Raw genomic sequence first — 13246 nt, 5'->3', positions numbered from 1 at the left:
CGGCCGCCTGGACGTCGGTCGGACCAGTCCTGCGCAGCGGGGCTGCAAGCAGAAAGTGAAACATGGACAACCACGCATCAACGATCGTTGTCACGGAGGAGCGTCCGCGTCGCCGCGGTCTGGTCTGGGTCGGTCTCGGAGCCGCCGCCCTTCTCGCCGGAGGATCGACGTTCGCGCTCTGGAGCGCTGACGACACTTTCGCCGGCGGCGACATCACGGCGGGCGACCTCAACCTCGTCCAGACGGCCGACACCTCGTTCTACGACGTCTCCGCCGACCGCGCGGACGCGACCGACACGCTCGTCGGCACCGACGGCAGCCAGCTCGGACACCTGATCGACGACGCGTCCTGGCGCGCCGTCCCGGGTGACAAGGTCGCCGCCGCGTTCTCCGCCGACGTCACGCTCGAGGGCGACAACCTCGTCGGCAGGCTCTCTGTCGCCGGCCTGGACGCGATGGTCGACGGCAACGCATCCATGACCTGGTCCTACGAGGTCTACAACCAGGGCGTGCTGCTCGTCTCCGAGACCGCCGTCCCCGCGGACAGCAGCCTGTTCTACCTGTCCGCACCCTCCACCGGCCAGGCCGACGGCGTCGACGACGGCGTCGCCATGGTCGCCACCGCGGGTGGCGCTGCCGAGTCGACCGTGTTCCAGATGACCGACACCTCCGAGGACGTCACCGTGGTCCTCTACGGCACGTTCGACAGCACGGCAGGCGACGCCGGCAAGGCCACGGTCGCCGCAGACGGCAGCTACGCGGATCAGACGGAGGCGGCCACGGGCACCCGCCAGGACGCCTTCACCGTCGACACCCTCGCCGAGCTGAAGCTGCAGCTCGACCAGGTCCGCGACACGGGCTCGCAGTTCGAGTAAGCAGATCCGAGCAGTGGGGCATCCGCGTCAGCGGGTGCCCCACGTCAAGGAGAAGAAGTGCCGCGCAACCGAATCAGGCATCCCCGGTTCTCGCCGGGTTCCGGACCCCGTCCGGCGTGGGCGACCCGCTCGCCGTGGCGGTCTTTCGGCGACGTCCTGGGGGCGATGGTCGTCGGCGTCGTCCTCGTCGGCGCCGCGGCCCTGTTCGTCATCCCCCGAATCCTCGGCGGAGACGGTCTCACCGTGCTGACCGGATCGATGGAACCCGCCCTCAGCCCCGGCGACGTGGTCGCACTGCGAGGGATCGCGCAGCAGGACGTCTGCGAGGACATCGCGATCGGGGACATCGTGACCTACCACCCCGCCCCGGATGACCCTGAGCTCATCACTCACCGCGTCACCGCCAAGACCGTCGGGAGCTACGACGACGGCACCTCCTGCCGCCTCATCCTGCAGGGCGACGCCAACTCGGCCCCCGACGAACCCGTCTCGCCGGAGCAGGTGCGTGGTGTCTTCATCTACGGCATCCCCGCCGTGGGCTGGGCGCGGAGCTGGGTCGCCGAGAACAGGATCCTCGTCCTGTCGATCTTCGCTCTCGCGGCAGCGGGGCTCTACGCACTCGATCGGGCACGTCCGCGCACCCGCATCCGCTCTGTCGCGCACGCCCCGACCGCGCCCGACAGCGATCCGTCTGCGCCCCACGAGAACCGGACCGCCGACGTCGACGCGTCGCTCCGAGCTCGCGAGCTGCATCTGCGGGAACGAGAGCTCGCGCTTCGCGAGCGCGAGGTCGCGCTCCTCGAACAGAACCTCCGCTCCACTGCACCCGTTTCACCGTCTCCGTGAGAGGAACACAATGAGCGCCTATGTCGACGCCGCCGGCGACAGCTATTCCCTGAAGCACCCATCGCGTCCGGCCCGCGCAGCACGATCGCTCGGCGCCATCGCCCTCGTGCTGGCTGCGCTCATCGGGCTGGGGTTCTCCGTGGCCCCCGCGAGCGCCACCCTCTTCGGCACCCGCGCTCCGAGCGAGGATGCTCGCGGCGAGTCCGCCGGGGCCGAGACCTACGTCGACGGAGCCGGGGATGCCACCTCGCGAGAAGCCACGCGCGCGGAACTGCTCTCGGGTCGCTGGGACGGCCGCACGGTTCACCTGGATTGGCGAGGCTCCGACTACGACACGGCTCAGGCGAGCTTCGTGGGCGAACGCGTGATCTCGCCGGGCGACCACGTCTTCCGCACTCTCGGCGTTCGCAATGACGGCCCCTCCGATGCAGTCATGAGCGTCGGTCTCGTGCTTGCCGAGACGGTGCCCGTCCTGGCCGTGAATCCGGAGCTCGGTGACGAGGTCACGCTGTTCTGGGACGTCGCCGGCGTGAGGGGATCAGCGCCCTTCTCCGACCTGATCGCTCTCGATGACGGTCGTCCCGAGCTCGTGCAGGTCCAGGTTCCGCGCGGTGCCGACGTCCCCGTGACGGTCGGCTTCGACGTGCCGGCAGTTCTGACCACCGAGATGAACGGCCGCGGTGAATCGAGCGCCCTGCGATTCGACGTCCGCGTGCAGATCGAAGGCGACTCGAGCACGATCCCTCCGACGCTGGCGGCGACGGGCGGCACCGCGGCTCTCGTGGCACTGCTCCTCGCCCTCGCGCTCGGCATCCTCGCTGCAGGGCTGCTCCTGCTCGCAGCCCGCCGTCGCCGTTGCGACGGTTGCGGCGGCTCGATCAGGGGCGGCGCACCATGGGTTGCCCGACGTGCGGCATCCGGCCGGCGACAGTCGCTGTGCCTCGGATGCGCGCCGGCACCCGTTCTCCTGCCGCTCGCCCTCCGGGTCTAGGACGACGGTTCGAGATCGCCGCAGACGTGTCCTGATCCTGCAGACGGACGGTCCGCCGGCGACCCGCCCGGGAGCGTCTTGCACAGCGCGCGTCGGAACACCACCCCGTGACTCGGCGTTGCTTCTGAGCAAGACTGGGCGGCGAACCCGGTGACGAGAGGTGCACGCATGACTGCCGACAAGAACGACGACTACGACCTGATCGTCCTGGGCGGAGGGCCGGTGGGCGAGAACGTCGCCGACCGTGCCGTGCAGAACGGACTCACCGCGATCATCGTGGAGAGCGAGCTGGTCGGCGGTGAGTGCTCGTACTGGGCGTGCATGCCGTCGAAGGCGCTGCTGCGCCCGGCTCAGGCGCTGCGGGCGGCGCAGAACGTCAAGGGCTCTGCCGAGGCGGTGACGGGCGCTCTCGACGTGCGCGCCGTGTTCGACCGTCGTGACTCGTTCACGAGCAACTGGTCGGACGACGGGCAGGTGAAGTGGCTCGAGTCGGCCGGTATCGACCTCGCGAGGGGGCACGGTCGGCTGTCGGGCGAGCGCGAGGTGACGGTGACGGATGCCGACGGCGGCACCCGCGTGCTCCGCGCCCGCCACGCCGTCGCGATCAGCACCGGGTCGGATGCCGTGATCCCGCCGATCGCGGGCCTCAGCGAATCATCTCCCTGGACCAGCCGCGAGGCGACGAGCGCCGAGGAGCTCCCCGAGTCGCTGGCGGTGATCGGCGGCGGCGTCGTCGCGGTCGAGATGGCCACGGCGTATGCGGCACTCGGCTCGACGGTCACGATCATCGCCCGCAGCGGCCTGCTCGGGTCGATGGAGCCGTTCGCCGGTGAGCGGGTCGCGGCAGGGCTGAAAGAGCTCGGAGTCGATGTGCGCACCGATACCGGCACGACCAGCGTGACCCGAGGCGATCAGGGAGTCTCGATCGTGCTCGACGACGGCTCGACGGTCACCGCCTCAGAGGTTCTCGTGGCGACGGGGCGGTCGCCGCGCAGTGGCGACATCGGCCTCGACCTCGTGGGCCTCGAGCCCGGCCGCTGGATCACGGTCGACGACACCATGCGCGTTCCCGGATCCGACTGGCTCTATGCGGTCGGCGACGTCAACGGTCGCGTGCTGCTGACGCATCAGGGCAAGTACCAGGCGCGGGCAGCCGGCGACGTGATCGCCGCCCGCGCGAAGGGCGAGGAGGTGGACGATGCTCCCTGGGGCCGCCACGTCGCCACCGCCGACAGCGCCGGTGCCCCGCAGGTGACCTTCTCGTTCCCCGAGGTCGCCTCGGTCGGGAAGACCGAAGCCGAGGCCCGCACGGCCGGCACAGACGTGGCCGTCGTCGACTACGACCTGGGTTCGGTCGCGGGTGCGAGCCTCTATGAAGACGGCTTCGAGGGTCAGGCCCGTCTCGTGATCGACAAGGAGCGCGACGTGATCATCGGAGCGACCTTCGTCGGCCCCGAGGTCGCCGAGCTCGTGCAGACGGCCACGGTGGCGATCGTCGGCGAGGTGCCCATCGCCCGGCTCTGGCACGCGGTTCCGGCGTATCCCACCATCAGCGAGATCTGGTTGCGCCTGCTCGAGTCCTACGGGCGGGACTCGGCGTGAGCGCACCGGGCGGATGCCGGGAACGGATGCCGTGCGTGGCCATCCGTTGCGGCGTCCGCTCCGAACAGCAGGGGACAGGCCTGGCGCGATCGGCGTGCCCGGAGCAGGATTGTTTCTCACATTGACGACCGGGACCACAACCCCCGGCCGAATGTCGCACACCTCTTATACGCTCGAACCCACATCCGAGGAGGCAGGACCATGAAGGCTGTACTCGCAGGAACCGTCATCGCCGAAGCCGACGAGAGCGATCTCGCGCGCATCGAGGGAAACTGGTATTTCCCGCCGGCGGCGATCACCGAGGGCGTGCTCGTCGAGAGCCCCACTCCGTACACGTGTCCGTGGAAGGGCGCGGCTCAGTACTTCTCCGTCCAGGCCGGTGGCGAGCTGCACACCGATTACGCCTGGTCGTATCCGACGCCGTACCCGAGCGCCTTCGACCGCGTGGGCAAGGACTTCTCGGGCTTCGTCGCCTTCGACCCGCGGGTCGAGGTCTCTGAGTGACCTCTGTATGCCGCAGTCGGGGCGCTGACGCGCGTCTCGTCGATCGATCGACCGGAGAGCAATCGTGATCGAGTTCCGCAACGTCACCAAGCAGTTCCCCGACGGCACGACCGCCGTGAAGGATTTCAGCCTGGTGCTGCCGTCGCGCAAGACGACGGTGTTCGTCGGATCCTCCGGGTGCGGCAAGACCACACTGCTGCGCATGATCAACCGCATGGTCGAGCCGACCTCGGGCGAGGTCGAGATCGACGGCGAGAGCGTGCTCGGCGGCGACCCGGTGGCTCTGCGCCGCCGCATCGGCTACGTCATGCAGAACTCCGGTCTGATGCCGCACTTCACCGTGATCGACAACGTCGCCACCGTGCTTCGACTGACCGGCGTGAAGAAGGGGCCGGCGCACGAGCGGGCTCGAGAGCTGCTCACGACGGTCGGACTCGACCAGTCCCTCGCCGATCGCTACCCCAGCCAGCTCTCGGGCGGCCAGCAGCAGCGCGTGGGCGTGGCCCGCGGCCTCGCGGCCGACCCGAACATCCTGCTGATGGACGAGCCGTTCGGCGCGGTCGACCCGATCGTGCGGGCCGACCTGCAGCAGGAGACGCTGCGACTGCAGCACGAACTCGACAAGACGGTCGTGTTCGTCACACACGACATCGACGAGGCGTTCCTGCTCGGCGACCAGGTCGTGATCCTCGACAAGGGTGCCCGCGTCGTGCAGGTGGGCAGCCCCAGCGAGATCATCGAGAACCCTGCCGACGACTTCGTCGCCTCCTTCATCGGAGCCGACCGCGGGCGCCGGGCGCTGCACCTCAAAGAGACTCCGCACGGCACCGTGGTGGTCGACTCCGAGGGGCGCACGCAGGGAGCGATCGTGTCGGCGCCCGAGACGGTCGACGGACCGCTCGGAGGGCCGGATGCCGCCGCCCTCGGCGCTGTGCAGGGCGAACGCGCGTGAACTGGGTCGCGAACAACCTCGGGTTGATCCTCGAGCTGACGGTCGTGCACCTGAGGCAGAGCATCATCCCGATCGTGCTCGGCTTCGTGCTCTCGCTGCCCCTCGGGTGGGTGGCCTGGCGTTTCCGGCTGGTGCGCGGGCCGATCATCGTGCTCACCGGGCTGCTCTACACGATCCCCTCGCTGGCCCTGCTCATCCTGCTTCCCTCCGTGGTGGGCTACTCGGCGCGCACCGAGCCCAACCTCATCGTCGCGTTGACCATCTACGCGATCGCGATCCTCGTGCGCGGCGTCTCCGACGGGCTGGACTCGGTCGACGACGACATCCGCCAAGCCGCGACGGCCACCGGGTTCGGACCCTTCCGCCGTTTCTGGGCGGTGGAGTTCCCGCTCGCCGGGCCCGTCATCCTCGCCAGCCTCAGAGTGACCGCGGTGAGCACGATCTCGCTCGCGACCGTCGGCATCCTGATCGGCATCACGAACCTCGGCTATCTCTTCACCAACGGCCTCGACCGGCGCATCATCGCCGAGGTGTTCGCCGGGATCATCGCCGTCGTCGTGATCGCCCTGGTCATCGACCTGCTTCTGCTCCTCCTCGGGCGGGCGCTCATGCCCTGGACGCGCGCCACCACGCGGGCGAGCGCGGTTCGTCCCGTGGCTGTGGGGGCTCCCGCATGAACCTGTTCCTCGAGGCCTTCGCCTGGATCGTGGCTCCCGCCCAGTGGACGGGCAACTACGCGCTGCCCAAACTGCTCGGCGAGCATCTGACGCTGACCGTGATCTCGGTGGTCATCGCGACGGTGATCGCCGTGCCGATCGGCTGGCTCATCGGCCACACCGGCAAGGGTCGCGAGATCGCGGTGGCCGTGTCGGGGGCCGCCCGAGCGATCCCCGCCTTCGGCCTCATGATCCTGCTGGTGCTGCTGCTGGGCGTGCTGCGCATCCCCGAGGCGGCCATCACGACGTTCGTCCTGCTGGCGATCCCTTCGCTTCTCGCGGGTGCCTACACCGGACTGGAAGCCATCGATCGCCGCGTGATCGACGCCGCGAAGGCCATGGGGATGACCGGCTGGCAGGTGTTCTGGAAGGTCGAGGTGCCGCTCGGTCTGCCGCTGCTGGTCGGCGGTCTCCGCGCGGCTCTGCTGCAGGTCATCGCCACCGTCACGATCGCGGCCTACGTCGGTCTGGGCGGCCTCGGCTACCCGATCATCCAGGGCATCCCGCTGCAGCGCTTCGATCAGGTGCTGGCGGGCGCGATCCTCGTGGCCGTCCTCGCGCTGATCGTCGATCTGCTGCTCGCCACCGCCCAGCACCTCGCCGTGCCGGCAGGGCTCCGCACGGGAGGCGGCGCCTCACGTCGGCGGTCGCGCCCACTGGCACCCGCCGCCGAGCCGTCGACATCCGACGCGGCTCCCTCCCCGACCGCCGCATCGCAGGCGGCGACCGTCTGACCCTCGCACACAGCATCCGCAACGCAGTCCCCCAGAGAAGAGGAAAGTCCATGTTCACAGCACGAGGAAAGCGCTCCGCAGCCGTCATCGGCCTCGTCGCAGCCGCCGCGCTCACCCTGTCCGCCTGCGGTTCGAGCGATTCGCTCGGCGAGTCCGGCGATTCGGGCGAGAGCTCGGGCGGCGGCGACACCATCGTCGTCGGCTCGCAGGCCTACTACTCCAACGAGATCATCGCCGAGATCTACGCCCAGGCGCTCGAGGGCGCCGGGCTCGAGGTCGATCGCCAGTTCAGCATCGGACAGCGTGACGCCTACATGCCCGACGTCGAGTCCGGCGACATCGACGTCTTCCCCGAGTACACGGGCAGCCTGCTCGAGTACATCTCGGACGACGAGGTCACCGTGACCAGCCCCGATGACGTCTTCGCAGCCCTGCAGGACGCCCTGCCCGACAGCCTGACGGCTCTCGACTTCGCCGAGGCATCCGACCAGGACTCCTACACGGTGCTGAAGAGCTTCGCCGAGGAGAACGGTCTGACGACCATCGGCGACCTGTCGAAGGTCACGTCACAGGTCACGATCGGCGCGGCACCTGAGTTCGAGCAGCGTCCGTACAGCCCGTCTGCGGCCAAGGAGGTCTACGGCGTCGACCTGGCGTTCTCGGCCACCGGCCCGACCACCCTCGAGTCGCTGCTCGCGGGCGAGATCCAGGTCGCTGACATCTACACCGCCGACCCGGCCTTCGAGACCGAGGAGATCGTCGCTCTCGAAGACCCCGAGAACCTCATCATCTCGTCGAACGTCGTGCCGATCGTCTCGAGCGACATCGCCGACGAGGTGTCCGACGTCCTCAACGCCATCAGCGCCAAGCTGACCGGTGAAGAGCTCGTCGCGCTCAACGTGCTGAGCACGGTCGACCAGCAGTCGTCTGCTGACATCGCGAAGAAGTGGCTGGCGGACAACGACCTCAGCTGATCCGACTCGTTCCACCACGATGCCCGGCCCCTCCTGGGGGGGCCGGGCATCTGTCGTCTCGCGCCGGAGGCGCTAGATCCGAGCGTCCTGTCGAGGGACGAGAACCTGTTTGATGATGATGAGGATGGATGCCGCGACCGGCACGGCCACGAGTGCACCGAGCAGACCGAGGAGCGTGCCGCCGGCCAGGGCTCCGATCACGACGAGCGCGCCGGGCACGGCGACAGCCTTGTTCATGACGCGCGGGGTGATCACGTACGCCTCGATCTGCATGTAGACGAGGTAGACGATCGCGAAGACGAGCGCCGCGATGGGGTTGGTGAAGAGGGCGAGGCTCGTGCCGATGATCCAGAAGATCACCGATCCGACGAGCGGGATCAGGGTGATGCAGAAGGCGACGGTCGCCATGAGCGGCGGGAACGGCAAGCCGAGGAACAGGTACAGCAGGAACGCGAGCAGGGCGTTGCAGAACGCGAGCACGACCATTCCCATGACGTAGGCGCCCACCGAGTCCGTGATCTGCTCGGTGATGTCGCTCGCGCGCTCGCGGTCGCGGGCGGGAGCGAGGCGCAGCAGGCCCGCCTTGATCGTCGGCAGGGTGGCGACGAAGTAGAGCGTGAGCACGAGCACCACGATGATGCCCGAGATGGCGTTGGCGATCGAGGCGCCGACCTGCAGCGCGCCTCCGCCGATCGCCGCGATGTTGCCGGGATCGGTGAGGAACTTCTGCACGTCGGCGACCAGATCCTGGAACTGGTCGCCGAACTGGTCGTCGAGGGTCGCGTAGATGTCGCTGCGGGTGAAATCCTGGATCATCCCGGGCACCGACCGCACGAAGCTCGCGATCTGGTCGATCACGACGGGCAGCACCATCCACACCACCAGCCCCGCCACGACGATGAGCCCGAGGATCGCGACAACCACCGAGATCGCGCGCGAGAGGCCGCGGCGCTCGAGGAAGCGCACCGTCGGGTCGAGTCCGAGGGCCGCGAACAGTGCGAGTGCGATGTAGATGAGCACGGTCGAGAGGTTCGCGATCGCCAGGCCGAGGACGATCGCCGCGAGACCGCCGAGTGTCACGAGGAAGCCGAACACGAAGGGGCGATCGATGCGGGTCCAGAACGAGCGGCTCGGCGTCATCGGCTCGACGACGCCGTGATGAGCGGCCGGGGCGTGCGGGGCGTGCGGGGTGGGCGACGCGTGCGGGGTGGTCGTCGCAGCCGGGGCGTGCGGGGTGGTCGTCGCGACGGAGGCGTCCGTCGAGGGAAAGCTCGTCGAGGCCGCGATGTCGGGTGCCGAGGAGGGTTCGGATGCGGCAGCAGACGCGGGCTTCGACGGTTCCTGCTCTTCTCGGCTCATGTGCTCACGATAGCGGCCGAGCGCGGGTCCTTCCGGGAGGCATCCCCCCTTCGGGGTGGGGTCGTTCTGCCCCGTGTTTCCGTAGAGTAGGGGGCATGACCGCCGCCGAAGACCCTCGAGCTGAACTCCTCCGACTGCGCTCGAGCATCGACAACATCGACGCCGCACTCATCTTCATGCTCGCCGAGCGCTTCCGCGCCACGCAGCAGGTCGGACAGCTGAAGGCCGAGCACGAGATGCCGGCATCCGATCCGGGGCGCGAGGAGCAGCAGGTCGCACGTCTGAAGTCGCTCGCCGAAGAGGCGCACCTCGACCCGGAGTTCGCAGAGAAGTGGTTCAACTTCGTCGTGGCTGAAGTGATCCGCCATCACACCGAAGCCGCCGAAGGCCGATGATCCGGCCTTCCGAGCGAGTGACAGTGTGTGCAGCACTCACTCGCCCGGGGACCGAACTAAGTTTATTGAATAAACTATGACCGAGCGTACGCAGAACCACCAGCACTGTCAACCGATTCCTCACCCGGAGCCGGCCCCATGCTGAACGGCGATGACGCACTCGACACCCAGGCGTCGGTTCGCCGGGCCAACCTCCGCCGAGCGCTGCAGCTGGTGTTCCGCAGCCCCGGCTCGGAGACGAGGGCGGGGATCGCCCGAGCCACAGGACTCACGGCGGCCACCGCGTCGTCGCTCGTCGCCGAGCTCATCGAGCTGCACCTGGTCGTCGACGGCGAGCAGGCGGCCAGCACGGGAGGCAAGCGGGCGACCACGCTGAGCATCGACGCTGCGCATCACCTCATTCTCGTGCTCGTGCTCCGACCGACCGACGCGCGCATCGCGCTGGTCGCTCTCGACGGCACCGAGGTCGAGACCCGCCAGGTCGCCTTCTCCGACGAGTCGCGGGTGCGGATGCTCGACTCCGCGCTGACCGATATCGCGACCGAGCACGCCGGCCGTCTGCTCGTCGCGGGGGTGCAGCTTCCGGGAACCACGGACGGCCGCCGCGTGTTCGAGAGCGTGCAGCTCGGATGGACGGACGTTCCCCTGGCCGACCGCTTCGAACGTCTGCTCTCGGTTCCCGTGCTTCTTGTGAACGACGTCGACGCGGAGGCGATCGCCGAAGCGGCCCGCGAAGACGAGTCATCCGGCTATCGGCTGTTCATCCACATCGGCACCGGGATCGGTGCGGCAGTGACTCTCGATGGCGAACTCGCACCGGGCCCACGAGACCGCGCGGGAGAGATCGGCCACGTGCAGGTGCAGTTCGGCGACGACGCGCGCGCGTGTCGATGCGGACGTCAGGGATGCCTGGAGTCGGCGTCATCCATGACGGCGATGCTGGGCGACGACTTCGATGACGCGATGGATGACGAGGCCATCACCGCGCTGGCGGCGTCGGCCGATGAGAACAAGCTGGCAGAGGGCGCTCGCGCGCTCGCACGCACCATCAAGCTCATCGCGGCCGTGCTCGACGCAGCCGAGGTCGTCATCGGGGGTCCGGCGCGAGCGCTCGGCGACCCCTTCCTCCGACTCGTCCAGGCCGAGATCGACTACACCGCGACGGGCACCGCCGACGTTCCCGTGCGGTTCGCCGATGCTGACGCCTCGATCTCGACCGGAGTCGGGCAAGTGGCGCTGTCGAACGCACTCGGGGTGCGCTGGAGTCCGGCGCAGCTGCGCGCAGCATCCGCCCCTCCGCGCTCCTGACTCCACGCGCTTCGAATCGCTCACTTTGCAGAAAAGCGGCTGCCGAAACTGCAAAGCAAGCGATTCGAAAGGGGTTATTTCACCGAACCGGCGGTCAGGCCGCCCACGAGGCGCTTCTCGATCAGCATGAACAGGATGACGACGGGCAGGATCGCGACGATCGAGACACCGAACACGTACTGCCAGCTCGTCTCGTACTGACCGACGAACTTCGTCAGCGCGACAGAGAGCGGCTGGTTCTTGTCGGTCGAGAGGATCACGAGCGATGCGGCGAACTCGTTCCAGCAGGCGACGAACGTGAAGACGATCGCGGTCACGATTCCCGGCCACACCAGCGGCAGGTTGATCTTGAACAGCACGGTGAAGCGGCCCGCTCCGTCGATCTGCGCGGCCTCGTCGATCTCCTTCGGGATGCCGGCGAAGAAGGAGTGCATGATCCACACGGCGAACGAGAGGTTGAACGCGGCATTGATGAAGATCATCGCCGCCCAGGTGTCGCCGAGGCCGAGCGTGGTGAACTGACGGAACAGACCCGAGGTGAGCACCGCGGGCTGCAGCATCTGCGTCACGATCACCAGGAACAGGAACACCATGCGGCCCGGGAATTTGAACCGCGCGGTGTAGTACGCAGCGGGGAGCGAGACCAGCAGCACGAGCAGCGTCGCGAACACGGCGATGATGATCGTCGAGATGAGGTTGTACGGCAGCGGCGTCTCGGGAGTCGACCACATCGAGATGTAGTTCTCCCAGTGCCACTCGACCGGCAGGTAGGTCGGGTCGACCGAGCGGATCTGCGACTTCGTCTTCACGGAGCCGAAGAACATGATCAGGTACGGCAGAACGAAGATCGCGAGCACCAGGATGCCGGCGGCCATGCGCAGGATCACCCGCGGCAGGGTGACCTGGTCTTCGGTGTAGCGACGCTTGCGTCCGGGGATGCGGGGGGCGGCGTCGTCGCCGGCGGTCGTGACGAGGGCGGTCTCGGTCAGGGTCATGATCAGACCTCCTTCATGGGCTTGACGGCCTTGACGTAGATCGCGACGATCACGATCACGATGAGGAAGGCCACGACCGAGAGCGCGCTCGCGACGTCGACCTTCTTCTGCAGCTCGATGTACTTGAAGATCATCGTCATGATCGTGTCGGCCCCGTAGCCGGGGATCGACCCGGTCATCACCTTGAGGATCGGCAGCGAGTTGAACACGTTGATGATGTTGATGAGCACGGCGACCGCAAGGGCGCTGCGCAGCTGGGGGAGGATGATCGTCCAATAGGTGCGAGTCGCTCCGGCGCCGTCCATCTTCGCGGCCTCGAGGGTGTCGGCCGGAACCGTCTGAAGCCCCGCGAGGATCGTGTAGGTGGTGAAGGGCAGCGAGACGAAGATCGCGATCACGATCGACCAGGCGAAGGCGGTGGTCGGGTTCTTGGTCCAGCCGTAGCCGACCGCGTCGTCTGCGAGTCCGATGTCGTAGAGGAACTTGTTGAACACCCCGAAGTACGGCTCGAGGCTGTAGTAGAAGACCATGGTCGTCATCACGACGGATGCCGCCCACGGCACGATGACCGCCATGCGGACGATCTGGCGACCGGGGAAGGCCTTGTTGAGGATCTGCGCGAGCCCGAGCGAGATCAGCACCGTGAAGGCGACCACCACGACGACCCAGACGATCGTGCGGAAGATGATCGGCCAGAACTCGGCGAACGTGAACACCGTCACGAAGTTGTCGAAGCCGACCGAGCCCTTGTCGAGACCCGAGAGCGAGATGTCGCGGGTGGAGTTGAAGAACATCACCCCGGCGGGGAACAGCACCACGCCGATGATGAGGAGGAGGGCGGGAGCGATCCAGGGCAGCGCCTGGAGCAGGTCCTTGCCGCCGGGCTTGCCGCGGGCAGCGCCCGCTCGGCGACCCGGGGTGGGGGGGGGGGCGGGGGGCGCCCCCCCCCGGGTGGGGGGGTGTTGTGTGGGGGGGCAGGGGGTTACCCCAACGCG

Annotated in this window: 14 protein-coding genes; 11 read left to right on the top strand and 3 right to left on the bottom strand. The window is 68.2% G+C overall.

Annotation, left to right across the window (positions count from 1 at the left end):
- The first annotated feature begins 62 nt into the window (after window positions 1-62).
- From AB0N61_RS11835 to AB0N61_RS11795, 9 genes are all read left to right on the top strand, one after another.
- Entirely contained in the window at window positions 63-875 is an 813-nt protein-coding gene (locus AB0N61_RS11835; protein WP_363364274.1) for a SipW-dependent-type signal peptide-containing protein, read from the top strand.
- Window positions 876-932: 57 nt separating this feature from the next.
- A complete protein-coding gene (locus AB0N61_RS11830) occupies window positions 933-1721 on the top strand; it encodes a signal peptidase I (protein ID WP_363364271.1) in 789 nt (262 codons plus the stop codon).
- Window positions 1722-1731: 10 nt separating this feature from the next.
- Window positions 1732-2712, top strand: coding sequence for a hypothetical protein (locus tag AB0N61_RS11825; RefSeq protein ID WP_363364270.1), 981 nt, complete (start codon window positions 1732-1734; stop codon window positions 2710-2712).
- Window positions 2713-2880: 168 nt separating this feature from the next.
- Window positions 2881-4314 (top strand): NAD(P)/FAD-dependent oxidoreductase, encoded by a 1434-nt coding sequence (locus AB0N61_RS11820; protein ID WP_363364267.1) that lies wholly within the window; start codon window positions 2881-2883, stop codon window positions 4312-4314.
- A 201-nt stretch (window positions 4315-4515) separates the two neighbouring features.
- A complete protein-coding gene (locus AB0N61_RS11815; protein ID WP_167947355.1) occupies window positions 4516-4818 on the top strand; it encodes a DUF427 domain-containing protein in 303 nt (100 codons plus the stop codon).
- Between the two features lie 64 nt (window positions 4819-4882).
- A complete protein-coding gene (locus AB0N61_RS11810) occupies window positions 4883-5770 on the top strand; it encodes an ATP-binding cassette domain-containing protein (protein WP_363364265.1) in 888 nt (295 codons plus the stop codon).
- Window positions 5767-6447 (top strand): ABC transporter permease, encoded by a 681-nt coding sequence (locus AB0N61_RS11805; RefSeq protein ID WP_363364263.1) that lies wholly within the window; start codon window positions 5767-5769, stop codon window positions 6445-6447. Before AB0N61_RS11810 ends, AB0N61_RS11805 begins: the two co-directional genes overlap by 4 nt.
- Window positions 6444-7220, top strand: coding sequence for an ABC transporter permease (locus AB0N61_RS11800; RefSeq protein ID WP_363364262.1), 777 nt, complete (start codon window positions 6444-6446; stop codon window positions 7218-7220). The genes AB0N61_RS11805 and AB0N61_RS11800 overlap by 4 nt, the downstream gene beginning before the upstream one ends.
- Window positions 7221-7270: 50 nt before the next feature.
- Complete coding sequence (locus AB0N61_RS11795) at window positions 7271-8194, top strand: ABC transporter substrate-binding protein (RefSeq protein WP_167947349.1); 924 nt, start codon at window positions 7271-7273, stop codon at window positions 8192-8194.
- 72 nt (window positions 8195-8266) lie between these two features.
- Here AB0N61_RS11795 and AB0N61_RS11790 read toward each other — a convergent pair whose 3' ends face one another.
- Window positions 8267-9553 (bottom strand): AI-2E family transporter, encoded by a 1287-nt coding sequence (locus AB0N61_RS11790; protein ID WP_363364260.1) that lies wholly within the window; start codon window positions 9551-9553, stop codon window positions 8267-8269.
- A gap of 95 nt (window positions 9554-9648) precedes the next feature.
- On the opposite strand from AB0N61_RS11790, the gene AB0N61_RS11785 reads away from it, so the two are divergent.
- Window positions 9649-9948: a chorismate mutase gene (locus tag AB0N61_RS11785; protein WP_363364258.1), complete on the top strand. Its 300-nt coding sequence runs from the start codon at window positions 9649-9651 to the stop codon at window positions 9946-9948.
- 138 nt (window positions 9949-10086) lie between these two features.
- Entirely contained in the window at window positions 10087-11256 is a 1170-nt protein-coding gene (locus AB0N61_RS11780) for an ROK family protein (protein WP_363364257.1), read from the top strand.
- A gap of 74 nt (window positions 11257-11330) precedes the next feature.
- On the opposite strand, the gene AB0N61_RS11775 is transcribed toward AB0N61_RS11780, so the two are convergent.
- Both AB0N61_RS11775 and AB0N61_RS11770 read right to left on the bottom strand, forming a co-directional pair.
- Complete coding sequence (locus AB0N61_RS11775) at window positions 11331-12251, bottom strand: carbohydrate ABC transporter permease (RefSeq protein ID WP_363364256.1); 921 nt, start codon at window positions 12249-12251, stop codon at window positions 11331-11333.
- A gap of 2 nt (window positions 12252-12253) precedes the next feature.
- Window positions 12254-13066: a sugar ABC transporter permease gene (locus tag AB0N61_RS11770; RefSeq protein ID WP_363364255.1), complete on the bottom strand. Its 813-nt coding sequence runs from the start codon at window positions 13064-13066 to the stop codon at window positions 12254-12256.
- Window positions 13067-13246: the final 180 nt, after the last annotated feature.

The organism is Microbacterium sp. NPDC089320, assembly GCF_040684875.1.
GTDB lineage: Bacteria > Actinomycetota > Actinomycetes > Actinomycetales > Microbacteriaceae > Microbacterium.
Note: the sequence above shows the minus strand (reverse complement) of the source record. Positions and strands in the feature narration are given on the sequence as shown.